Source organism: Stutzerimonas kunmingensis, from assembly GCF_900114065.1.
Taxonomy (GTDB): domain Bacteria; phylum Pseudomonadota; class Gammaproteobacteria; order Pseudomonadales; family Pseudomonadaceae; genus Stutzerimonas; species Stutzerimonas kunmingensis.
Genome location: NZ_FORS01000014.1, coordinates 1 through 22,746 on the forward strand (window position 1 = coordinate 1; position 22,746 = coordinate 22,746).

The 22,746-nt window shown below is 58.7% G+C and carries 17 protein-coding genes and 2 pseudogenes; 7 read left to right on the plus strand and 12 right to left on the minus strand.

Annotated features, from left to right (window positions below; genetic code table 11):
* The 3 genes and pseudogenes from BM275_RS22165 to BM275_RS20535 form a co-directional block, all read left to right on the plus strand.
* Positions 1 to 120, plus strand: a pseudogene (locus BM275_RS22165) (AAA family ATPase); the annotation flags it as partial.
* 195 nt (positions 121 to 315) lie between these two features.
* Positions 316 to 1,053 (plus strand): annotated as a pseudogene (locus BM275_RS20525) (ATP-binding protein); the annotation flags it as partial.
* 470 nt (positions 1,054 to 1,523) lie between these two features.
* A complete protein-coding gene (locus BM275_RS20535; RefSeq protein ID WP_090523282.1) occupies positions 1,524 to 2,558 on the plus strand; it encodes a helix-turn-helix transcriptional regulator in 1,035 nt (344 codons plus the stop codon).
* On the opposite strand, the gene BM275_RS22495 is transcribed toward BM275_RS20535, so the two are convergent.
* Both BM275_RS22495 and BM275_RS20545 read right to left on the minus strand, forming a co-directional pair.
* The gene (locus BM275_RS22495) at positions 2,515 to 2,712 is read right to left on the minus strand and encodes a hypothetical protein (RefSeq protein WP_011914486.1); all 198 of its coding nucleotides are present in this window, start codon (positions 2,710 to 2,712) and stop codon (positions 2,515 to 2,517) included. The genes BM275_RS20535 and BM275_RS22495 overlap by 44 nt on opposite strands.
* A 118-nt stretch (positions 2,713 to 2,830) precedes the next feature.
* Positions 2,831 to 3,724 (minus strand): site-specific integrase, encoded by an 894-nt coding sequence (locus tag BM275_RS20545; protein WP_090523285.1) that lies wholly within the window; start codon positions 3,722 to 3,724, stop codon positions 2,831 to 2,833.
* A 1,090-nt stretch (positions 3,725 to 4,814) separates the two neighbouring features.
* Between BM275_RS20545 and BM275_RS20550 the strand changes: the two genes are divergently transcribed.
* Positions 4,815 to 5,384, plus strand: coding sequence for a hypothetical protein (locus tag BM275_RS20550; RefSeq protein ID WP_128654865.1), 570 nt, complete (start codon positions 4,815 to 4,817; stop codon positions 5,382 to 5,384).
* Positions 5,385 to 5,426: 42 nt separating this feature from the next.
* Here the strand turns inward: BM275_RS20550 and BM275_RS20555 are convergent, their stop codons facing one another.
* The 5 genes from BM275_RS20555 to BM275_RS20575 form a co-directional block, all read right to left on the minus strand.
* On the minus strand, positions 5,427 to 6,368 hold the full coding sequence (locus BM275_RS20555; protein WP_042909950.1) for a metallophosphoesterase: 942 nt from the start codon (positions 6,366 to 6,368) through the stop codon (positions 5,427 to 5,429).
* Between the two features lie 483 nt (positions 6,369 to 6,851).
* Positions 6,852 to 7,649, minus strand: a complete 798-nt coding sequence (locus BM275_RS20560; protein ID WP_042909949.1) for an ABC transporter permease — start codon at positions 7,647 to 7,649, stop codon at positions 6,852 to 6,854.
* A gap of 1 nt (position 7,650) precedes the next feature.
* Positions 7,651 to 8,517 carry an ABC transporter permease gene (locus BM275_RS20565; protein WP_042909948.1) on the minus strand — a complete coding sequence of 289 codons (867 nt, stop codon included), beginning with the start codon at positions 8,515 to 8,517 and terminating at the stop codon, positions 7,651 to 7,653.
* A 2-nt stretch (positions 8,518 to 8,519) separates the two neighbouring features.
* On the minus strand, positions 8,520 to 9,575 hold the full coding sequence (locus tag BM275_RS20570) for an ABC transporter ATP-binding protein (RefSeq protein WP_208607491.1): 1,056 nt from the start codon (positions 9,573 to 9,575) through the stop codon (positions 8,520 to 8,522).
* A gap of 70 nt (positions 9,576 to 9,645) precedes the next feature.
* Positions 9,646 to 10,797 (minus strand): ABC transporter substrate-binding protein, encoded by a 1,152-nt coding sequence (locus BM275_RS20575; protein ID WP_139229595.1) that lies wholly within the window; start codon positions 10,795 to 10,797, stop codon positions 9,646 to 9,648.
* 248 nt (positions 10,798 to 11,045) lie between these two features.
* Here BM275_RS20575 and fabG point away from each other — a divergent pair, with 248 nt between their 5' ends.
* A complete protein-coding gene (gene fabG, locus BM275_RS20580) occupies positions 11,046 to 11,810 on the plus strand; it encodes a 3-oxoacyl-ACP reductase FabG (protein WP_042909943.1) in 765 nt (254 codons plus the stop codon).
* 123 nt (positions 11,811 to 11,933) lie between these two features.
* Here fabG and BM275_RS20585 read toward each other — a convergent pair whose 3' ends face one another.
* Positions 11,934 to 13,268, minus strand: a complete 1,335-nt coding sequence (locus tag BM275_RS20585; protein ID WP_042909941.1) for an aspartate aminotransferase family protein — start codon at positions 13,266 to 13,268, stop codon at positions 11,934 to 11,936.
* Entirely contained in the window at positions 13,265 to 14,263 is a 999-nt protein-coding gene (locus BM275_RS20590; protein WP_090523288.1) for a phosphotransferase enzyme family protein, read from the minus strand. Before BM275_RS20590 ends, BM275_RS20585 begins: the two co-directional genes overlap by 4 nt.
* A 221-nt stretch (positions 14,264 to 14,484) precedes the next feature.
* Between BM275_RS20590 and BM275_RS20595 the strand changes: the two genes are divergently transcribed.
* Both BM275_RS20595 and BM275_RS20600 read left to right on the plus strand, forming a co-directional pair.
* Positions 14,485 to 15,246 (plus strand): DeoR/GlpR family DNA-binding transcription regulator, encoded by a 762-nt coding sequence (locus BM275_RS20595; RefSeq protein WP_042909940.1) that lies wholly within the window; start codon positions 14,485 to 14,487, stop codon positions 15,244 to 15,246.
* A gap of 111 nt (positions 15,247 to 15,357) precedes the next feature.
* The gene (locus tag BM275_RS20600) at positions 15,358 to 16,260 is read left to right on the plus strand and encodes a proline iminopeptidase-family hydrolase (protein ID WP_058147394.1); all 903 of its coding nucleotides are present in this window, start codon (positions 15,358 to 15,360) and stop codon (positions 16,258 to 16,260) included.
* Between the two features lie 320 nt (positions 16,261 to 16,580).
* On the opposite strand, the gene BM275_RS20605 is transcribed toward BM275_RS20600, so the two are convergent.
* The 3 genes from BM275_RS20605 to BM275_RS20615 are packed head-to-tail and all read right to left on the minus strand — an operon-like array spanning position 16,581 to position 22,550.
* Positions 16,581 to 18,800 carry a DEAD/DEAH box helicase gene (locus tag BM275_RS20605; protein WP_015275831.1) on the minus strand — a complete coding sequence of 740 codons (2,220 nt, stop codon included), beginning with the start codon at positions 18,798 to 18,800 and terminating at the stop codon, positions 16,581 to 16,583.
* Positions 18,775 to 20,070 carry an ATP-binding protein gene (locus BM275_RS20610; RefSeq protein ID WP_003291459.1) on the minus strand — a complete coding sequence of 432 codons (1,296 nt, stop codon included), beginning with the start codon at positions 20,068 to 20,070 and terminating at the stop codon, positions 18,775 to 18,777. The genes BM275_RS20605 and BM275_RS20610 overlap by 26 nt, the downstream gene beginning before the upstream one ends.
* Positions 20,067 to 22,550, minus strand: coding sequence for a tellurite resistance TerB family protein (locus BM275_RS20615; RefSeq protein ID WP_036998076.1), 2,484 nt, complete (start codon positions 22,548 to 22,550; stop codon positions 20,067 to 20,069). Before BM275_RS20615 ends, BM275_RS20610 begins: the two co-directional genes overlap by 4 nt.
* Between the last annotated feature and the right edge of the window lie 196 nt (positions 22,551 to 22,746).

Here is a 22,746-nt window from a genome sequence, read left to right on the forward strand (position 1 = left end):
GAAACCGGTAACGAGTCCTATCGCCTGCAACACAGTAGCTTGGCGGCCCAGGCCAAGATCAAATCACGGGAGCGAAAGCGTAAGGGCAGCCAGGAACCGGAGGACGATGAGCCGTTCTGATTTCATGGCGACGACGGCCTGCTACATGGCTGCGTGTGGCAGGTCTTAAACAACTGAACTGGGCTAGCGAAGGAGTGGGGGCAACAGCAGCTGCGCTGGTAGACTTATCCACAGTTGCTGGTAACAAAATCAGCAATCCGCCCTGGGTCAAATTTCAATCGGCAGGGTGGGTCAATTTTCCATCAGCGCCAACACCTAGGGCAAAATCGTTTGCAGGCATTGCCTGAGTTCTACAGCCCAGACCTGGCGAATACCAACATGCCTCTCGACGAACTGCTTACCGGGTTGCGCAATCATGGCGAGGCGCGTCTGTGCTTTTACGGCCCACCGGGCACAGGCAAGACCGCCTTTGGTCATTGGCTGGCGATTCAACTCGGTAAGCCGCTTCTGACTCGCCGGGCATCCGATCTCATCTCGCCCTACGTCGGCATGACCGAACAGAACTTCGCCCGAGCATTTGAGCAAGCTACTGATGATGATGCTGTATTGCTCTTGGACGAAGTTGATAGTTTTCTGCAAGACCGTCGAAAAGCACGCCACAGCTGGGAAGTAAGCGCGGTAAACGAAATGCTGACGCAGATGGAGAGCTATCGCGGACTGTTTATAGCCTCCACGAACCTGATGGAAAACCTCGACGAAGCCTCATTGCGACGCTTCGATTTGAAAATCAATTTCGACTACCTCGGCGCTGAACAAATCACCAACCTGCTTCGACGGTACCTGCGGCAAATGGGACTGAAAAAGCCAGATAGCCTTAAGCTCGCCAGACTACTTCGGCAAAGCTGCCTGACCCCAGGTGACTTTGCACTAGTCGCACGACGTGCACGCTTCCAACCATTCACCAATGCCAATCAGGTGGTTGATGCGTTACTGGCCGAAAGCAGCTTAAAAACCGCCACGACCATGAGAGCGATTGGTTTTGCTGAGTGGTAGAACGTTGCCCCAAGGTCATCTTCAAACACCCAACAAAGCAGATCAGTTAAGCGGCAAGGCAGGAGTGCGAAATGGTTGATGCAGCGGCGGGAACATGCCAAGCCTATAACGCCGATGATTTCGAAGGCGCTGCAGAGCGGTTGCTGGGGAAGTATATCAAATTTTAAAAGAGCTGGAGGCGACAACTACGCAAATCTGCAGCGCATTTAGTGAAGCGTTTTTTAGCGGGGAGCTGGGCGAGAACGACGAAAACCAAAACGACATCAGCTTGATGCTGACGGCCTCAACAGAATTTTTCCTAGGGGCCGGCCAGCAGCTCATCTCGGATTCACAGCCGCAGACGATGCCGCGACCTAAATTAGAGCTGGCTGATTTGCTGCGCAGTGACACCCCTCCAGATCGCGCTGATTTTTGTGTGGGCCCACCGCCCCAACGTTGATTGAAGCGATTGGGCACATCATGATGCTGGCATGCAGCCGATTTTATGGATGAACGCCGTGCCATCAGCCACCAGTCGCAGCACACTGACCCGCCAATGGGAACTGCTCAAGCTGCTGCCACCCAAGGGTCCGGGTATCACAACGCTTGAGTTGCAAAGCCTACTCAGTGACGCAGGGCACCCGACCACCAAGCGCACCATCGAACGTGACCTCGTCGAGCTTTCCAGGCTTTTCCCACTGCAATGCAACAGCAAAGGCATGCCCTACGGCTGGCACTGGATGCCCGGCAAAAGTGCCGAGCTTCCTGGCATCTCACTTAGCGAAGCTCTTACCTTGCGACTGGTGGAAGACAGCATCAGGCCATTGATTCCGACCTTTATGCTTAAAACACTAGAGCCGCGCTTCAACCTGGCCCGGCAAAAGCTGGAAGCCATGAGCGAAGAAAATCCTTCAGCTCGTTGGCTGGACAAGGTGGCAAGCGTACAGCCAGAACTCTCCCAGACCCCTCCCGATATCAAAGCCGACCTCTTGGAAATTATTCAGCAAGCATTGATGAACGACATCCAGCTCAGCTGCCGCTACTACTCAGCCCACAAAAATCAGTTCCACAACTTCACACTTAACCCCTTGGGTCTTGTACAGCGAGCACACACCACCTACCTCATTGCCACCGCCGAACCCTTCGACGACATCCGCCAATTCGTTGTTCACCGTTTCGAAGAAGCGCGCCTGCTCGCAAGTGCCAGCTGCAAACCCGACGGATTTAATTTGCAGGACTATGTCGATAGCGGCGCCATGCAGTTTGGTACACACGAGAAGATTCAGCTTGAAGCCTGGGTGAGCGAAAGCCTTGCCCGCCTTCTGCAAGAAGCCCCCATTTCACATGACATGCTGCTGGTTGCAGAGGATGACGGCTCAAAACTGACCGCTACGGTGAATGACAGCTGGGAGCTGAAGTGGTGGGTGTTATCTCACGCAGGGGCTATTCAGGTTCATAAGCCACAAGGGCTGCGAGATGAGATCACTCAGCGGTCGCGGGCTGCTCTGGAGCTGCATGAGCGCTAGAGGACTTTAGCCGGGTTGTCCGCTGAAATGACCGTAAGCGCTCCACCTTGATATTCAGCTCGACCAGGGCGGCCAGACCGTTGATGGATTTGCGAAAGCCGACGGGCTTGGGATAGAGGTAGACCTTCTGCACCTTGGCGTCGGGACGCATCATGGAATGAGCTCCACTGGGTAAAACAGGGAGCCCAGCATCCGGAAACGGCTAGCTCAGTTGAAGGCGGGGTTTATGGAGCGCTTACAAATGACCAAACCAATAGACGAATCACATCACCTCAGCCGTCAGCGACCTCAGACCTACGACCCAAGTCTCGCTTATCGCTGAGAGCTAGAGCGACCCCACGCATTCGCGCAGGCACCGTTTTTCTCACCTTGGATAGATCAGCATCACTTGCGGGCTTAACCTTAACCGCTTCTGCTCGTCCAAGTCTTTTATCTCCGTACCGGCTAATCGAATCGGTAGCTTGGTGCCCCATGACGTATGCCATCTCAATCTCAGAAAAACCTGAGGCTTTCAAATTCGCTCCAAATTGATGACGAAGCGTGTACATGCTCGGCACTTTTCGACTACCGAATAGCTCAGTGGCCACTTGATTAAGTGCAACGCGTATTGAATCCATACTGCGGGGCTGACATTTAAAAGCAGCGAGAGCATTTCTCAAGATTTTACAGACGCCATCGTCAGCCTCAAGCGTTCGGCTAGCGCCGCGTAAACCGTCGTGACTAAGCTTTGCACCGGATATATGGATGCGCCGACCATCGATAAAAATGCCATTAAGCTCGCAAGGGCGCGCTCCGGTAAGAGATATCACCATTAAAGCTCCCGCTTCGACAGGCATATCTCGTTCAGCTAGACATCGCAGCCAGGCCTCAAAATCAGGGGTAGAAAGCTTTTGCGGACGTCGCTGCTTTTTCTTTCGCGGCAGATTCAACACAGTGACCGGATTGAGCGTCCGATTGATTTCTTGGGCAGCCCAGAAATTGCCTCGATGCTTTTGATCAAACGCCAAAGCGTTACGTAAGCGCCGGTAATAATCGGGACGGTAATCGGGGGCAGCTCGTAGCAAAGCACCAATAATATTGAGCTCATCAAGCTCAACGCCCTGCATTCGAGTCGCATAGAAGTTACTGGCCAAACTGATGTAGGCTCTTTGAGTCTCTGCATTCATGCTATTCTTCTTCTTATTATTTACGCGACACATGTCACACAATCAATTATTGCAAATACGAAAACAAAAAAACAACAACCAGAACATTATTTTTATATAACCCCAAAGCCAAATTTTGCAAAGGTGCAAAAACTCTATTCTTTCTATATCGCATTCCGGACTTTGGTTCGTTGGCCAAGGATGAACCGAAGTAGGCTCGCTTGCGGTGGTTTTAAACTTTCACCGACTATTTGGTCGAGCATTCATGCGGTCTACATTGAGCGGAACGCCTCCGATGCTTAGGGCAAGGAGGCTATTGGCTGATGGCCAATGCTGCAGCTTTTTCTGCTGGTGCTACGCGATGATTTAACTGAGTGCGCCTGTGCGGGCGGATGCTCAACAGGCTTATCCCTGAGCACACGGCATCCCTGACATTATCATCATCGTCCTGAATCAATTCGCTGCTGTAGGCTCTTGACCAAAGCCTTCGGCTTTTCGCAGACAGCACATAACCGTTTGCCCATCGCCGCGATCTTAGGGACCGATAGATCTGTTGCGATGCGATAAAGGGTCACACTATCCACTCGGTATGTGCGGGTTCGCGGCCATGGCCGTAATACAGACCGATGACAAACCACCAGTGAAAATGGTGCTCCGCGTCCAAGATACTGCAGTCGACGGAACGGCGGCTACGCGGGCGACCATTGCGTTATTGAAAAAGCTGAAGATAGCCTAGCCCAGACTCCGCAACAGATGGGATGCCCAGGCAAGATTGATGCGATTGCTCTAGGTTGGATGGGCAACGGTTTGGTTCGTATCGATTGGGTGATCCGGGATCCGTTTTGCGGCTGGCATGGTCGCTTCCGGTACCTATTGCTGTATCCGCCGCCTTCCCTCGATATCGTAAGCTGTTTCCGTCATAACCAAGCTCAGCCGAGTGCCATCGCACGTGGTTAGCAACTCTCCGCCGCAGCCGGGGCGGCTGCAATCTGAATCACTTCTGAACACGTCAATGAACTTGACGGGAGTTCGATGATGCTGCGAAAAAGCGTTTTCACTTCTATGGCAGCTCGGTTGTAATGGCGGACAGACATCACCGGACGGAATGCTCATGCACCCATTGCCTACGCCTAATACGATTTCAAGGGCTTTGTTCGAAACCGATCCAATGCACACCTGTTGCGCGGAGAACGCTTGCTTTGACGAGTATGGCCGGGTCGCAGCGGGTGCAGTGTCGTATATGGAGAATGGATACACACTTGCTCAGGCACTGCATAAAGCGTTGCAAGACTGGTTCGGCATAGAGCTGACGGCCGGCCGCGATCTGTCGCACGTCCTAGCCCTAGTAGAGATTCCCACCGATCACCGTGCCGCAGAGATTGTGGACCAATACCACAACGAGATTGGTGCTCATTGGTGCAAAGAATATCTGCTCACCTTTTCCGAGACGGGCACGATCAAGGTTCGGGTGAAGTTTGAACAGAGCGATCCCTGGATCGCCGAACGAAGGATGCAGCCGCAGGAGATCAGCTCGCTAATTGACCCCACGACGGGCGACTTTCTTACAGTTATGACTTTTGACGGCAATCCGTTCGAGCTGACCCGGATTGATCTATCACTGACCAGAAAGACGCTTACCATTCACGCGAGGCCGCCCACGGAAAACTCGACGGTAGGCTAAGCCGCCGCTGATGTGCTCCCTGCGAAACAAGACGAGGCCTTGTCAGGTTTCGCGTCCGACCCAAACGAAGTTCTTCTCCGACAGTTTGCCTTCACCACTCCAGCGGTAGGCACAGAGTTTGGCGCGGCCGGGATCTTCGCCTGCGATGCTGTAATCCAGACAAGCAATCTGATCGGTTATCAGGGTGGGCGTGCCAGTCATCCAGTAATGGCCGATGAACAGCGGCTTGCTGCCGTCGTAGCCGGGCTGCAGATCGGCAGGCACCGGCTCGTGGGGGATCTGATCGATAATGGAAGGCGGGACCATCGCCAGATCACGATAGGTCAGCTGCTCACCCTCCTGCCACCAGCGCGTGCGAGTACGGGAGCGCCGATGCCCGTACTTGTCCTTGAAATGCAAACCCGACGGTAAGGGAATCTCCATTCCCTTCAGGAGGATTTCCACGGCATCAAAGGCTTCACTGCCCTCGGTGCATACAGCCGACCAGGAGCCTGAGCGAATCCGTGCGTGCACATCCAGGTGAGATGCCAGCGCCTCAATCTGTCGGGGATGCCAGCAGGCATGAATGACGCGCAGGCCGCCGAGATCCAAATAGAGGGGCAGCGTTTTGAACCACTCGATCGTGTCCAGGTGCTGATGGGAGCCCTCGCCGATCTGGACAAGGAAGGCGTCGTGCTGCTCGCGGTTCTTATCCGAGTGAACACGTAGGAACTCCCCAGTTCGTTCAGCGCAAGGCGTAGCCCAGGCAACCGCATTGAATTCATGGTTGCCCATGACGGCCAGCGCGTGGCCCGCCTCGACCATGCGACGAGCGATCTGGACGGTTTCAACTTGCTCGGGGCCGCGATCAACGAAGTCGCCGAGGAAAATCACCTTGCGCTCAACATGCTGCCAGGTGCCTTCCCGCTCCTGATACCCCAATTTGCGTAGGAGGCGTTTGAGCGCCGACGCGTAACCATGAATGTCCCCGATCAGGTCGTACATGCGATTCGTCCTTGGTAAACGTTTGAATGCTCCAGAGACCGTCAATGAAGATGGCGGGCCCTTCAAGTGGGCCCTAGTATGGCGATGCAAGGATCGGGAGCAAAGGAAGCACTATCTCGGGAAGGGGTACGACCGGCCGCTTGCGCCGAACAACCCATGACTAGGGTTCATCTAGATCGGACAAACCACGGTTCGATATCGGCCAAAAAAGCAGACATTGCCGACCGGAAAGCTCTCAACCAAAGTAGATATTCAACAATGACGGCTTTTGATCTAAAGCAGCATCCTCAGCAGTTTGGAGATTAACCTTTCCTTGGCGCTTGCTCTCATATAGCCGAGAGCGGCCAATGATGCGCCGATAAACGTGCCGCATCGGTCAGAAAACAGCGCCTGCGCCCCGGTGAAAACGGCGCAAGCTTGAGGTAGGTTCAAGACTGCACCAATGCTCCGCAGCCCATTTGCTCCGATAAGCTAAGGCGATCTCTACTTGCGTCGGCGAAGCGTCGCGATGATTACCCCGCCGAGCAGCAATAGCGCCGCCGCAGCCAGGGTGCTCATAGTGCCTAGCGCAGGCACCATCGGTGTATAGCCGGCGACCATCTTCGAGTACAACCACTTGGGCACGGTCGAGTCGGCCCCGGAGGTGTACAGCGACAGCGGGAAGTTACCCCAGGACAGCAGGAAGGCGAACAACGCCCCCGACCAGATCCCCGGCCACAGCAGCGGCAGGGTGATTTCGCGGAAGATGAACAGCTTGCCGGCGCCCAGATCGCTGGCGGCCTCCTCCAGGCTCGGGTCATAGTTGTAGACTTGGATGGCGATGACCAAGGTCACCACCGGCACGATCCACACTAGATGGGCGATCACCGCGGTCTTCCAGCTCGGACTGAGGCCCAGCGCGTTCATCCACAGCAGCAGGGCCAGGCCCAGCACAGTCTGCGGAAAGAAGATCGGCAGTAGCAGCAGCTTCTGGTACAGCTTGCGGCCCTTCCAGTCGTAGCGGGCGAAGGCCAGCGCGCCGAAGAAGGCCAGCACTACCGAAATCAGCGTCACCAGCAGGGCGATCTTCAGCGAGTTCTGCACGAGGATCTGTACCTCAAACGAATCGACCGTGCGCTGCCACCAGCTCAGCGAGTATTCCCGTACTGGGAACAGGAAGTAGCGACTCGTCGACAGCCCGGCCAGCGCGCTGCAGATGATCGGCAGGTAAATGGCCACGAGTACGAAGCCCGTCCAGCAGCACACCAGAAAGTCGGAACGGATTTGTGCCTGATTTCTCATCTCAACGTTTCCCTAACACTCGATCAAGGTCCAGGCGCGTCAGCACGAAGAGCGTCAGACTGCCGATAATCAGCACCAGCAGTACCGCCAGCGCGGCGCCCAGCGGCCAGTTCTGCGCGTAGGTGAAGGCCACCTCGATGTCGTGAACCACAGTGATCACCGACTGCCCGCCGAGAATTCTTGCCTCGGCCACCGCGCCCACGGCGAGCACGAAGGTCAGCAACATGCCGATGAGGATGCCCGGCATCGCCAGCGGCAGCTCGACCTCGCGCCAGACCATCAGCCGGCCGGCGCCCAGATCCTTCGCCGCATCCACCAGATCCCGCGGCACCATGGCCAGCCCCAGGGTGATGGGGAACAGCATGAAGGGCAGATACACATAGACCATGCCGAACAGGGTCAGTCCCGGGCTGTAGAGCACATCGGGCGCGCGGCCCAGATCGAACGCCTTAAGCACGCCGTCGAGCACGCCGTTCTTAATGAAGAACTGCACCCAGCCGTAGAGCCGCACGTTCTCCGAGACGAACAGGGGGAACACGAATAGCACGCTGATCAGCGGGGCGAAGCGGCCAAACACCCGGTTGAGCCCGTAGGCGATAGGATAGGCGATGACCGCTAGCACAGCCACGCAGAGCGCGGCCAGCACCAGCGACCAGACGAACGAGCGCCACACCGTGTTGGACGGATCCAGCACGGCGGCGAAGTTTTCCAAGGTGAAGGTGCGGAACACCTCGAAGCTTTTCGGCTCGGCGAAGGCGAAGGCCACCACCGTCACCAGCGGGGCGAGAAAGCCCAGCAGCAGAAAGATCACCAGCGGACTGGCGTAGCGGGCGCCAATGGAGAGGCCGCGCCCCGAAACAGCATCCATAGTCAGGCTCCTGCAACGATGGCGTCCGCCGCGTTCCAGCCGATGAGCACCTGCTCGTCACGGGCCCGGTCGCGGGTAAAGGTGCGCGGGTTTTCCAGCAGCACGCTGCGGTCGCCGCAGCGGATCTGGTATTGCACGCGCGAGCCGAGCGAGTACTCGTTAAACACCGTGCCGCGGATTACGTTGTCGAATTCGTCCTCCGAACCGGCGAACTGCATGTATTCCGGGCGCACCACCACGGTGGCGGCCGTCGCGCCCTGCAGTTCGGCCGGCAGATCGAGGCGGAGCGGACGATCGAGGCCGGCGCTGTACCAGCCCCGCTCGGCTTCCAGGCTGACCGGGAATTTGTTGACCTCGCCAAAGAATTCGGCGACGAACTCGTCGGCCGGGTGCGCGTAGATCTCCTCCGGCGACCCTACCTGAATGATCTGCCCCGATCGCATCACGGCGATGCGATCGGACATCACCATCGCCTCCTCCAGCGAGTGGGTAATGTAGATGAAGGTCTTACCGCTTTCCCGGTGCAGATCCTTCAGCTCCTTCTCCAGCACCTTCTTCAGCTTGTAGTCCAGCGCCGAGAGCGGCTCGTCGAACAGCAGTACGTCCGGGTCGTAGGCAAAGGCGCGGGCCAGCGCCACCCGCTGACGCTCGCCGCCGGAGCACTTCGTGACGTTCTTGTCGTAGTAGTTCTCCGGCAGCCGCAGCATCCGCAGCAGTCCCAGCGCCCGGGCCCTGCGCTCAGCCTTCGGCACCTTCTTCACCTTCAATGGAAACTCGATGTTTTCCCCCACCGTCTTGTGGGGAAACAGCGCAAGGGACTGGAACACCAGACAGGTTGGCCGGCGCTGGGCGGGCAGGTTGTTGATCGCCTCCCCGCGCAGGGTGATGTTGCCGCTGCTGGGGGCCTCCATGCCCGCCAGCATACGCAGCATCGTGGTCTTGCCGGAACCGGACGGCCCGACGATCGTCAGGAACTCACCTTCCAGTACATCCAGCGAGATGTTCTTCACCGCCGTGAAATCACCGAACTTCTTCTGCACATCCACCAGTTGCAGCACGGGTAGTGGCTGTTTCGCGACGTTGTCGATCGTCGAGCTGTTCATTGATGCCTGCCCTGACTGAACCATATCAACGCATCCGCTTGGCCGCGGAGATCATTCCCAGAGCCTCGTCGAACTCCGGCACGATGTCGTAGGCCACGCAGCGCTTCATTTCCTCGCCCAGGCTGTCCCACTGGATGGCGGCGAGCTCGTCCTTGGTGAACAGCTTGAAGCACTCGGGATTGCCCATCTGGCTGACCGGGTTGAAGGTGCCCTCGGCGAAAGCCACGCGATGGGCGATCTCCGGGTCCTGCACGTACTTGAGGAAGTCGTTGGCCAGCGGCGAGAGGTTGGGGTTGTTCACCAGCGAGGTGATCTCCACCCAGGACACGCCCCCCTTGCCATCCACCGGACCGCGCAGCGGGGTGATGCCGCGGATTTCCGGGAAGCCGTCGGCCCGCGCCGGCGAGCAGCTGTAGGTGCCGCCGGTCATGTACAGGTCAATTTCGCCGGAGATCATTGCCTGATTGAGGCTGGAAGCGTCGCCGATCATCTTCGCGCCCTTGAACACCGCATTGGCGGTTTCCTGGAACTTCGCCATCTGCGCCGGCGTGTGCTCGATGAAGGGGTTGATCCCGGCCACCAGGAATATATCGAAGACGTTCCAGTCATCCGACTCCTGGATGCCGTACTTGCCGCTCAGGGCCTTATCGTTGAACAGGTCCCAGCCGGTGTCTTCGGCCGTCGCGCGGCTGATCCGGTCGGTATTGACCACGTAGTTGAACGGACCGAAACGCTGTGCCATACCCAGCAGCTCGTTGCCGTCGGCGCTCATCGCCCACTGATACGGCGACTTGAACTGGGGCAGCATGTCCTCGAAATAGGGCTCGAACTCGGCCCGCGGCAGCGGCTTGATCAGGCCCTCGGGCAACATCACCTTGCGCGCCCAGGGGTTGTTCACGTTGATCAGGTCCCAGACGTTGGTCTCACCGGCGCGCAGCCGGTTGATCATGGTCGGGTCGTTGGTCAGGGACTCGGCGCGCACATTGGCACCGGTCGAACGGCGGAACGGATCGAGCACCTGTGCCGAGTTGTAACCCTCCCAGCAAAGGATGTTCAGCTCCTTCTCCCGCGCAGCAAAGGCACTGGAGCTCATCAGCAACGAGCCGCCACCGAGGGCTGCCGCACCGGCGCCCATCCCCATCAGCTTCAACAGTTCCCTTCTCGATACGCCCTTCATGATTCGTCCTCGCCTGTCTTGAAGTGAAAGACAACGAGGGCGAGTTAAAACCAGATACGAGGCGAGTTCAACATTTTTTTTGGCAAGCACCAACATGACGCGAGGCGCCCCAAAATGGGGGTCTTAGCGCCCTCCCGCTGGGCTAAACCCGGCTGGAATACCCATCTTTACTAAGGTGAATGCCTGGTCCGCATATTGCTAACTGGACCACAGGAGGCATTGCAGGCCGTCCGTAACAGGAGATAGAAATGTTTGAATCACTACAAAAAAAGACGGTAATCGTCACAGGCGCCAGCCGGGGCATCGGCCGCGGCATCGCCCGTCGCTTCGGCGAGGCCGGACTGAATGTGCTGGTGGTGTCACGCTCGCTGGAAGACGCCCGCAAGGTGGCCGAGGAAATTGGCCCGCTGGCCTCGGGCTTCGCCGCTGACGTCAGCCAGCAGGCCGACTGCCAGGCGATGGTCGATGCGGCCGTCGAGCGCTACGGATCGGTGGACGTGCTGGCCGCCAACGCAGGGATCTTCCCCTCCGCCCGCATTGCCGAGATGACGGTGGAGGATTTCGACCATGTGATCCACACCAACCTGCGCAGCGCCTTTCTCTGCACCCGCGCGGTCACACCGGTGATGGAAAAGCAGGGCTTTGGCAGGATCATCCTCACCTCCTCGATCACCGGACCGATCACCGGCTTCCCAGGCTGGTCCCACTACGGCGCCAGCAAGGCCGGCCAGCTGGGCTTCATGCGCACCGCGGCGATCGAACTGGCCCACGCCAGCATCACCGTTAACGCGGTGATGCCGGGCAACATCGCCACCGAGGGGCTGGAAGGCATGGGCGAGGAATACGCTGCAAAAATGGCCGCCTCGATCCCCTCCGGCCGGCTGGGCAAGGTCGAGGACATCGCCAACGCCGTGCTCTTTTTCGCCAGCCGCGAGGCCGGCTTTATCACCGGGCAGACCATTGTCGTCGACGGCGGCCAAGTCCTGCCGGAATCCTCCGAGGCGCTGGGCTGAAACGAGGCAGCTGAAACTGAAAAAGGCGGACCCGGTCCGCCTTTTTCATGCCCTGGACTCCACAGTCGGAGCCGGAGTCCGGTTCACGGCCAAGCCCGTCCCCTAGGAGCGCGCCGGCGCGGGTCACCCCTGGCGCAGCACCTCCTGCAGGGTGGTCAGGAACTGATCGGCATTGGCCTCGCTGAAGCATAGCGCCGGGCGGATCTTCAGTACGTTGCCATAGGCGCCGGCGGCACCGATCAGCACGCCCCGCTCCTTCATCGCATTGATGACGAACCCCGCCAGGGCGGCATCCGGCGTGGCGTTTTTGCTGACGAACTCCAGCCCGATGAACAGCCCGGCTCCACGCACGTCGCCAATCCGCGCATCGCTCTGCCCCATCCGCTTCAGGCCGTCGCGCAGGTAGCGACCGACCCTGTCGGCATTGGCGATCAGCCCCTCCCGTTCCAGGGTGTCCAGCACCGCCTGGCCGGCCGCCGCCGCCACCGGGTTGCCGGCGAAGGTGTTGAAGTAGCCGGTCTCGGCGCAGAAGCCATCGAGCAGCTCCGGCCGGGTCACCACGCCGCCCATGGGAAAGCCGTTACCCATAGGCTTGCCGAGGGTCACCACATCCGGATCGACGCCGTGGCGCTGGAAGCACCAGTGCCCCTGGCCGGTCCGGCCGAAGCCCGGCTGCACCTCGTCGGCGATAAACAGCCCGCCGGCGCGATGCACCGCCTCCACCGCCTTGGCCAGAAAGCCCGGTGGATCGGCAAACACGCCATCGCTGGAGAAGATGGTGTCGACCACCAACCCGGCGAAGCGGATGTCATTGCGCTGGAGGTCGGCAATGGCCTGCTCCAGATGCGAAGCGAATACCTCGCCAACTTCCTCCCCCGGCGCCAGGCGGAAGCTGTCTGGTGCCGGAATTGTGCGGATATGCGGGGGCAGCTCGCGCCCCTTGCGGTAAGACGAGGGGGAAATTTCCATCACCGCGCTTGTGTTGCCGTGGTAGGCCGTCTCGGTCACCACGAAACCACTGCCGCCTGTCGCAGAGCGGGCAATGCGCATGGCGATGTCGTTGGCCTCGCTGCCGGTGCAGGTCAGCAGCAGGTTCGATAGCGCCGGGGGAAAGGTGCCGAGCAGGGTTTCGGCGTAGTCCGTCAGGCTCTCGTAGAGATAGCGCGTGTTGGTATTCAGCCGGGCAGCCTGCTCGCTGATGGCCTCCACCACCGCCGGATGGCAATGCCCGAGCACCGGGACATTGTTGTAAACATCCAGATAGGGCCTGCCGGCGGTGTCGTACATGAACACCCCCTCGGCCCGGGCGATCTCCAAAGGCTGCTCGTAGAACAGCACCGAGGAGGCGCCAAAACAACGCCGGCGCTTCTCAAGCAGCGTACCCAGCCGGCCGCCCAGCGCGGTGGCGCGTCCAGCGTCGAAGCGGTTCAGGGCAAGGATCTGTTTGGGTTCGGTCATGGGATGTCCCCGCTGTGGGTGTCAAGATAGCGTTGAGCCAGGGCCACCGTGCCCCGGGTGTAGTCCTCGCCCATGGACTGCGCGGTAGGCGTTTCCGAATGGCTGGCGACCCAGGCGGTCAGCTGCATGCGGCGCAACATGAGAAACATCGGAATGGCTCGCTCGTCCTCCTCGGAGAGAGGCGTCACGCTGCGATAGCCTTCGAGCCAGGCAGCGAGAAACTCGCCTACCCGCGGGTCTTCCTCGAGAAAACTGAGGCAGGCGGCAAAGTCGTAGACAAACCAGCTAAAGCCACAGTCGTCGAAATCGATCACCGTGAGCCGCTCACCATCCACCAGCAGGTTGGCCAGGCGCATGTCGCAGTGCACCAGCCCAAACCGCTCCGGCGCCATGCCATAAGCTTCAGTCTGCTCGCGCAACAGCGCCTGGGTGCGCTCGAGTACCTCCCGCCCTTCCGCTGTCAGTCCCAACGCATTGCGCCAATCGCCCCAGTACGCCTGCTCGCCAATGATGGTGTCGAAGTTCCAGACCTTGCGCGTAAAGCCTTGGGGCTGAGGCCAGCTCAGGCTGTGCTGGTGCAGGCGCGCATTGGTCTGGCCGAGGACCCGGTACCAGCTGATCAGCCGCGATCCTGGCTCCGGCTCACTGCCCGGCACCCACTCGAAGGCCGTGACATGCCGAAGGGTCTGGCCATCGACGAAACAGCTCAGGGCCCGTCCATCAACCGTGGCTACCGGCGCCGATGTGCTGACCAGCCCCGACTCCCGCAGCGCCCGGATCCAGGCCAATTCCGATTCGATTTCGGCGAGACTGTGGTACTCCGGGCGCTGCACCCGCAGTACCAGTCGCCGACCGGCCACATCCTCGGCAAGGTAGGTGGCATTCTCGGAAATGGTCAGAAGCTTCAGCGCAGCGTCCGGTGCCATCTCCCACTCAGGAAGCAGGACGCGCAGCCCGGCCTCCAGTCTTTCGAGAAAATCCGATTGATAAAGCATTGTCGCCCCCTTGGAGTGATGCGAGAAGTACAACATTTTGAATAGATAACCACAAATTTAATTTAGCGGTCACCACATTAAAATGTCGCACTACCTTCAATTGCTCCAGCCCTTTAGGAGTTAGCGTGGTCTGCGCCAAAAGACTGCATTACCATGTCCGCTTCACCATTTTGTGGCATTCACCACATCCCGGCCGATGTCGACAAGGAACCACGCGCGTAATGTCCAGAGCCAAGACCGCCCGCCAGGCTGAGATTCTCGCCGAGCTCAACAACACCCCCAGCCTGCGTATCGCCGACCTGGCTAGGCTGCATGGCGTATCCAGTGAAACCATACGCCGAGACCTCGACGAGCTAACCCGTTGCGGCCACCTGAACCGTACCTATGGCGGCGCGGTGCGAGCCATCACCAGTGAGCCCTCGGTCACTGAACGTCACCGACTGTTCGGCCCCGAGCGCGAACAGATCGCCCGGGTGGCGGTGGAGCTGATGAAGGACGCGCGCATTCTGATGATCGGCTCCGGCTCAACCACCTTGCATGTGGCTCGCCGCATCGCGACGGCGATGAAGGACATTACCGTGATCACCCATTCCTTCGGGGTTGCCACGGTACTGTCGATCAACCCGACCATTCGGGTCATCGTTGTGCCAGGGGACTATCACGCAACCGAAGGCGCCATGGTCGGCGCCCACACGGTGGCCTTTCTCAACGGCCTGACTGCCGATTTCGCCGTGCTCGGCGCCAGCGGCCTGTCCGCCGAAGGTCCGACCGACGCGCTGATCGACTGCGGGGTGGTCTACAGCACCATGCTGCAGCGCTCGGGTAGCACGCTGGTGGTGGCCGATCATTCGAAGTTCGACGCGACCTTCCCGGCTCGTTATGCCAGCTGGCAGCAGGTGGATTACCTGGTCACCGACGAGCAGCCGACCGGCAAGCTCGCCAGCGCCCTGAGCCAGCACAAGGTCATCGTTCGACGCCATTAGCCGCTGGGGCATGGAAGCGGGTGCGGAACTTGCTTTGCTCCCTTCGCAGGCCGCTCGAGCCCCCGTCCGGGGAAGTGCTCGATGAGTCGCGGCCTCCGTACGGAGACGACCATGCTGGAGAAATTCGAGATACCAGAACTGCAACCTGACTTCGTACAGCGGGTTCAGGTGGATGGCCACGAGGTGGCGGCCTACAGCTACGGCAGTGGCGACGAGGTCCTGCTGTGCCTCAACGGCGGGCCAGGCCTGCCCTGCGACTACCTGCGCGACGCCCACGCCTGGCTGAAGGAAGAGGGCCTGCGCATCGTCGCCTTCGATCAGCTCGGTACCGGCAAGGCGGACCGCCCGGAAGACCCGGCGCTGTGGACCATTGCCCGCTACGTAGAGGAAGTGGAAACCGTACGCAAGGCCCTCGGCCTCGGCCGGGTGCACCTGCTCGGGCATTCCTGGGGTGGCTGGCTCTCCATCGAATACAGCATCCATTACCCGCAGGCGGTGAAGACGCTGATTCTGGAAAACACCGTGGCGGACATTCCGCACCTGTCCCAGGAGCTCGGCCGGCTGCGCGCGGCACTGGGCAGCGAAACCGTGGCGATGATGCAGCGCCACGAAGCGAAGGGGACCACCGATCACCCCGAGTACCAGGCCGCGGTCACCCTGCTGAACTACCGTCACGTGTGCCGCCTCGAGGAATGGCCGGCCCCGGTGAAACGTTCGCTGGACGACTGGAACATGGGACCTTACCAAACCATGCAGGGACCGAACGAGTTCCTTTACATCGGCAACCTGCGCGACTGGAACCGACTGAAGGAAATGGGGGAGTTCCGCATGCCCATCCTCATCACCACCGGCCAGCACGACGAACTCACCCCCGCCTGCGCCCTGCGCATGAAACTGGCCGCGCCCCATGCGGAAGTGCATGTATTCCTCAATAGCAGTCATATGCCATTTTATGAAGAGCCGGTGGCTTATTTTCCAGCCTTGCTCTCATTTCTGAGGCGTCACTTTTGTTGAGCACTAGCCTTAAGGCGAAGACTGAAGGCGCCGCTGAGCCGCCAGTTCAACAAGGCCCCGCCCGGCCGCGCCAAGGAATTCGTCAGTTACTGGCTGTCGTGACTACGGCCGCTTTCGGCCAGAAGCGGAGGTGAACTGAGGCCCGATATTGAGCCTAGAACGCGTATACGAAACCGGGGCGGTTCAGAATCACTTTACAAGCAGCAGGACGCTCTACTACCCGCAACTAAAGTACCCGAACAATCGGATTACGGTTCATCTACAGCAGATGAACCAAAGTCGGCTTTCAACAAAGCAGGCACCACACAAATAAGCTAGATTCAGGCCGTCTCCGCAGGCTGGCTCACTAGAGCCAATGCCAAGGCCTTTGCTCCACCCAAGTCCAAATGCATCGTGGCGTAAGACTGCATGAGTAATGCTGGCGGAAGCACCCAATCCCATTTTTCTTGAGCCATGTTCTGTACGTCCGCCAGAACAGCGGATTCATCAATACCGTCCCACTCGGCGATCTCACGCAGCTTGCTTTCAAGCGACGTCCGATCTCCCTCAACCTCGATGACAAACCCGCTGTTCTCACTGGCTAGTCCGGTGTGCGTCAACAAGATGGCTAGGGCATCGTTTGTCCAATCGCCTCGCCAGCTGAAAAGGTAAGTCTTACCTCCGCTTTCGGTCATGCTCGAATGTGCCAGTCCAAGGTCCGAAAAAGCGCTACGTGCCTGAGCTAGTAGCTCTTGTGCCGTAGTATCAAGATAGGGGTAGACGTCCGCCTCCAACAAGACGCTCCTCATCTCTTGCCGAACCCGATCATGTACACGGGCTCCAAGCCCGTCAAAGGACGGGGGAGCACCACCGGGATCGGATCTCACGACAACGACCTTGGCCTCAGTGTCCACGCTCGTCACCCGCCAGCGGCGCCCAGCAAAGATGATCCGCTGATCGACGGTCAATGGCCTGGAGACGGGCAATGCGCCAAGTGGTTTCCCATCGCATACCAGGCGGAACTCTTCATTACTGACAAATGCACTGTAGAAGTCGTAGTGGTTGATCAGGCGTTCCCCCACTACGCCGGGCAGCAGGAGCCCCGATGTTTCCTGGGTTATCAAATCGCGCTCACCGAGGGCACGAAGCAAACTGAGGAAGCTGCCCTGCTCCACCCCAGTGAACGGACCACTGCGTATCAAGGTGCTCCACAGCTCTGCAGCTGTAGCTCCACCCCGCTGGGCTATCACCGAGAGGCACTGCTGTACCAGCGTCGATAAATGAAGACCATGAACACGAGGAGGCTCGAACCAGCCCTGCATCAACAACCGGATCATCGCGATGCTTTGCAGCAAACCCTGGCGAAGTCGATCCGACAGGGGCGAGCCATCGTCTAGCTGACGCTCCTTACAGTAACTTCGGAGAATGGCTGCCTCTCCCGGACGGCGTCCGGATCGCCCCAAGCGTTGACGCAAGCTAGCTACCGATGGCGGAGCCCCGATCTGCACTACCGTCTTGATGCTGCCGATATCGACCCCAAGCTCCAGCGTGGTAGTGCAGACTGCGGTGGCAGGCCGGTCACCGGCTTTCAGCGCTTTCTCGGTTTCCTCTCGAATGTCCTTCGCCAAACTGCCGTGATGCGGCCAGAACTCGTTCGGTACACCATTCTGCTCGCAACGGCGCCGCAGATTGTCAGCGAACCACTCAACCTGAGTTCGACTGTTGGGGAAGATCAGGTTATTGCTGCCGCGTAGGACCTGAAAGAGATGCTCTGCGATGGCATGGTCCGGAGAAAAAACATCGTCACCTTCAGGCTGTACCGGGAGCGCTTTCTTGGACTCCACATACCCTCTGATCTGAGCCTTAAGTATCTGGCCGCTACCCTTGGATTCGATCACCGACACATGATGAGGGGCATTGGGACGCAAGAAGGCAGCAGCCAGCGTCATGTCGCCCAACGTGGCGGAAAGACCAACCCTGGGCAGGGGGCGATCAATGATTGTTTCAACACGATGCATGAGTGACTGCAGCTGCTTGCCTCGCTCACTGCCGATAAAGGCATGGAGCTCATCCACCACCAGGTACCGCAGGTTGGCAAACAATCCCGCTAGGCTGGTTCCCTTGTTCACGAACAGAGCTTCGAGCGACTCCGGCGTGATCAACAGAATGCCTTCCGGGGACTTGAGGAAGCGATGTTTGCGGCTCGCTGAGATATCCCCATGCCAAGCAATGACAGGAAGCTCAAGCTCATCGCAAAGCCTCGCCAAACGATCCCACTGGTCATTGATGAGAGCCTTCAGCGGGCTGATGTAAAGCACCGCCCCAGGCTTTTCCGTGTCCTGCAGGAGATTGGTAAGGATGGGCAGAAACGCGGCTTCGGTTTTGCCTGCAGCTGTAGCCGCCGCGATGATGACATCCTGGTCGGCCCCCAAGAGCGCAGGGATAGCACGCTCCTGGGCATCGCGTAGGGAGGTCCAGCCCTCGGTCCATATCCAGCGCTGGATTCGCGGTTCAAGGAGTTCGAAGCCAACCGATTCAGAGCTGGAAGGTGGCAAGCTCATCGTCCGCATCCACTTGGATATCGGCCTCACCGCCTCGATCCGGTGCAATCTCCACGGCACCCAACAGGGTCCGCCAATCAGCGTCAGGATTCTGCTCCAACACCGCTAGCAGGCTGATGAATGCGGTAATGGTCGTCCGCGGGGTACGGAAGTAGGCCTCACCCATCCGCTGGTTGCAGTGGGCCATAAACAGCGGCAATGCTTCGTCGGGTAGCAAATAGCGCTCGTTCACGCCTGCCGCGTATACATGACGCAGTTTCTGCAGCAGCACGTAGAAATCCTCAGGTGTCAGACTAGTGAGGCGTATGACAGGGCCGGACAGATCTACCAGCCCGGACTTGGCGAAGTTATTTTCAGCCAGACGCGACTGCAGCGCCGGATAGCTGTAGAGGCCGCGGCGAGTATCCATGAGAAATTCGGGTGTACCGCCCAACACAAAACCAAGCCCCTCAGCAGAGCCCTGCAGGGAGTCATTGAGGATACGAAGAATCTGCTCGTAGTTAGCGTTACGAGCTTGGGTGTTGGAAAGTTTGTACAGGTTCACCAGCTCATCGAGACATACCATCAACCCGCTAAAGCCGGCCAACCGAACAAATCGAGCAAGCAGCTTGAGCTGATCGTAGACCGACGCATCGTCGACGATGGTTCGCACCCCCAGTGCGGTGCGGGCATCTGTCTTGGTAGTGAACTCGCCACGCAACCAGCGGATAGCATCGGCCTTGAGCTGCTCGTTACCCTCTTCGAAGCCTTTGCAATAGGCCGCGATTACATCAGCAAAGTCATAGCCGTTGACCATCTCTGTCAGTTGGTCTAGGTGCTCGCGAATCACAGCCTCACTGTCTTTGCCGGACGCTTTGGCTTCCGTCTTGGCCTGTGCCACGAATTTCTCGACTATTCCTTGCAGAGCGCCGCCATCAGGCTTAGTTCGGGTGGACATATTCTTGGCCAATTCGGCATACAGCGAGCGAGCCTGGCCACCAGTAGCATGGAGACGACGATCTGGGTTCAGATCGGCATGCATGGTGACGAGCTTGCGCTCCATCGCGATAGAACGAACCAGGTTGAGGAAGAATGTCTTGCCTGCACCATACTCACCGATCACTACGCGGAACGCGGAACCGCTTTCCGCGAGGCGCTCCACATCACGGATGAGTGCTTCCAGCTCCCCGACACGCCCCACTTGAATCAGGTGCTGGCCTGCACGGGGAACGACGCCGGCGCGCAGGGACTGGATGACCGCATCGCGGTCCTTGGCTCTGATGCTGCTCATAGCGGTAATTTGTCCATAATGTCAGGGTTGACTTCGAAGGGGTCTTCCCCCTCGGTGACTGGCATATCGAAATGCTCAAATGCCATGTCGTTGATCTGCTCCAATGCTCCGTCGAGCATGAGCTCCATATCGCTTGCAACGGCCTCCAACTCGTCATGAGACCACTCGGTACGGGATACGAGTACACGCAGGAAGGCTGAGTGATCGGCGTCTAAGCCACAAATGGAGGAAGTATCCTCAACAGTCTCTTCCACAACTACGTCATCTGGCTCAGCAGGCTTGTCGTCAACGAAAACCTGAGCCAGCAGCGCAGATACCTGTTCCGTTTCACGCTGCAGCTGAGCGATGCGCTCCTGGTCCAGAGCAAATCCGCCAACGGGCTTGGACGGACTTGCTCCGGGTATGGAAGGCGTTGTCTGCGATGAGCCAACGGAGCTGCCACTGGAGGCCACATGAAGGTCGCTGTACAGCGATTGCGGATCCAGCTGCAGGGTCTTGTAGACGCGCTCCAGCAACTTCACCTCTGCGGGACTGACCTCGCCGTCGACCTGCGCCAAGTGAGCGAGAAAAGCCGCCACAACCCTCTTCGCCGGCTCGGCCAGGGGCTCCAGTTTCTTCTTCAGGCTCTGCAGGGTTGGTGGCTGGTTAAGCTGCAGGCGCAGGTGGGCCTTCAGGCGCTTCCGATGAGCACCGCTCAGGTGACTCCAAGAGTCTATATGCTGGGATAGCAGCATAATTTCCTGCGGCGACGTGTCACCATCGGCCGCAGCCACAGCACAAGCAAGGTCCAACGTAACAGAGGCGGCGCTATAAGCCGGCGAAGACCGCAGATCACCATCGTCAGCCTGGGTCGCAAAGAGCGCCACATTGTCCTCAGACTTGGGTGTTCGGCTGCCTGTCAGCACATCCGGCTCGATACCGATGTGTAAAGACTCCAGCGCGCGGGCGAGCGTCAGAACCTTTTCTCGCGACAGGCTACCTGCACTCTGCAGTCGTCCTGCCAGCTCACCGAAGCTCATGACCACCATGCCGTCGCCGATGCGTTGCTTTAGCTCGGCGAGCGCTGTTCGAGCTGTTGGCGGCCACAGGTTTACAGGCAGCTGTAACAGCCCTTCTAGTGCATCAGGAGTGTCGGGGTTGCGGCCGAGATAACGACTGTAGGGCTCCAACTGCACCGTGCATTCGTCAACCAACTGCTGCAGCTTCTTCCGAGCTGCGCTAGTCGCCGTGACGTCAGGAATACCGGATAGGCCATCCAGTTCTTGGGGTGGTAGACCCGCAGAAGCGGTGTTGTATTGGAGTCTCAGACGGGTCTTGTTCTGAGGGAGCACCATACCGGCGCCATAACGTTCCTCGTAGCGCATGCAGAACAACTGGGCGAACGCTTCTTTACAACGGGTTACGGGTGTTCGCTTCCCGACGTTGTGATCAGACAGCACCCAGGCCAACGCCCAGTCAGCCGGCATTGGTTGCTTGTCAGCCGCCAACTGACCCAGGCCAATACGCAGCTCTACAGGCATTTCGTAGCCGTAAGGTAATGGTGCCGGCGGCGCCTTTTGATAGCGCCTGGCGAGTATTTGGCCTTGGCGGAGGAAGTCTACGAAGCGACTGGCGTAGTTATTGAAGGAGTTATTCTTGCCATAGATCGAGAGCAGCCGCTCTACCTCGGCAATTATGATAGGTATGTCGCCCGCCGCAGCCTGATCCGTCTTGGCGTCGACAAAAACCCTACGCTCAAGACCGTAGAAGAATAGGAACACGTAGCCGATGTTGGCATGCGGAGCCTTACGACCACTGGATAGCCATTGCAAATATGCGCGGCGGGCCTCAGGAGAGATGCTGTCGTAACTGGGCCAGTAAGAGGTGAGACGCTCAGATATATCGACGATGCCCCGTGCGACCTTCAGTTTCGGGTTGATCAGTGACGGTTCCGAAGGTCCATTGCGCCTGTTTTTATCTTCGCCGACGTAGATCAGACCAATTGGGATATTTTCGCCCGCCACTTCGATGCTTTCGCCAGCAGAAAGCCACCGCACGTTGGCACTATTCAGGTTCGCCGGCGCGCTCGGAATTCGGTGGGAAGACCGCTCAGTGGCCTCCAAAGTTACGGTAAAAAAGCCAGAGTCGTCTCGCTTTGCCGAAACCTGCCGGGGCGACGCCGAGACTTGCGCAGGAGCAGAGGGCTCATTTAGTGGCGAGACCTCATCCAATGAAAACGTCAGGCCGGTGCTTATGCCGAGGTCCGAGGAACTTGAACGAGTTCCCCCTTGAGGTGGCCGCATAGTTGTTGCCGAAGACATGACTGACGGTTTGCTGAAGGCCTTTATTACTAGCCACCCGCCTATGCCGACAATGAGTGCTCCGCCCAAGAAAACCCAAACACCCTTGGGAACGGAAGCTAGCCCCCCAATCACTAGGGCACACAGAACCATCGCTCCAGATACGCCAGACTTGCTGCTGCGCTTACGCTTCCCTGCCATCGCTTCGACTCCCTATACAAGCATGCTGGCCATTTAGCAGTATCGGCAATTCGGGTGCATCAGCCAATACCTCACGCCAAGCTACATGTTGAATCTCTTTATGATGTTATCCAGATGTGTTCCGTATGCACTGGTGAGATGGCGGCTCGATGCGAGCCGGGCGGCCACGGGGTAGAATTGATGAGCAGGCACAGCG

Excerpts from the sequence above, each read along its gene's own strand:
- BM275_RS20535 (WP_090523282.1), top strand. The coding sequence starts at position 1,524 with ATGCAGCCGATTTTATGGATGAACGCCGTGCCATCAGCCACCAGTCGC.
- BM275_RS22495 (WP_011914486.1), bottom strand. The coding sequence starts at position 2,712 with ATGATGCGTCCCGACGCCAAGGTGCAGAAGGTCTACCTCTATCCCAAG.
- BM275_RS20545 (WP_090523285.1), bottom strand. The coding sequence starts at position 3,724 with ATGAATGCAGAGACTCAAAGAGCCTACATCAGTTTGGCCAGTAACTTC.
- BM275_RS20550 (WP_128654865.1), top strand. The coding sequence starts at position 4,815 with ATGCACCCATTGCCTACGCCTAATACGATTTCAAGGGCTTTGTTCGAA.
- BM275_RS20555 (WP_042909950.1), bottom strand. The coding sequence starts at position 6,368 with ATGTACGACCTGATCGGGGACATTCATGGTTACGCGTCGGCGCTCAAA.
- BM275_RS20560 (WP_042909949.1), bottom strand. The coding sequence starts at position 7,649 with ATGAGAAATCAGGCACAAATCCGTTCCGACTTTCTGGTGTGCTGCTGG.
- BM275_RS20565 (WP_042909948.1), bottom strand. The coding sequence starts at position 8,517 with ATGGATGCTGTTTCGGGGCGCGGCCTCTCCATTGGCGCCCGCTACGCC.
- BM275_RS20575 (WP_139229595.1), bottom strand. The coding sequence starts at position 10,797 with ATGAAGGGCGTATCGAGAAGGGAACTGTTGAAGCTGATGGGGATGGGC.
- fabG (WP_042909943.1), top strand. The coding sequence starts at position 11,046 with ATGTTTGAATCACTACAAAAAAAGACGGTAATCGTCACAGGCGCCAGC.
- BM275_RS20585 (WP_042909941.1), bottom strand. The coding sequence starts at position 13,268 with ATGACCGAACCCAAACAGATCCTTGCCCTGAACCGCTTCGACGCTGGA.
- BM275_RS20590 (WP_090523288.1), bottom strand. The coding sequence starts at position 14,263 with ATGCTTTATCAATCGGATTTTCTCGAAAGACTGGAGGCCGGGCTGCGC.
- BM275_RS20595 (WP_042909940.1), top strand. The coding sequence starts at position 14,485 with ATGTCCAGAGCCAAGACCGCCCGCCAGGCTGAGATTCTCGCCGAGCTC.
- BM275_RS20600 (WP_058147394.1), top strand. The coding sequence starts at position 15,358 with ATGCTGGAGAAATTCGAGATACCAGAACTGCAACCTGACTTCGTACAG.
- BM275_RS20605 (WP_015275831.1), bottom strand. The coding sequence starts at position 18,800 with ATGAGCTTGCCACCTTCCAGCTCTGAATCGGTTGGCTTCGAACTCCTT.
- BM275_RS20610 (WP_003291459.1), bottom strand. The coding sequence starts at position 20,070 with ATGAGCAGCATCAGAGCCAAGGACCGCGATGCGGTCATCCAGTCCCTG.
- BM275_RS20615 (WP_036998076.1), bottom strand. The coding sequence starts at position 22,550 with ATGGCAGGGAAGCGTAAGCGCAGCAGCAAGTCTGGCGTATCTGGAGCG.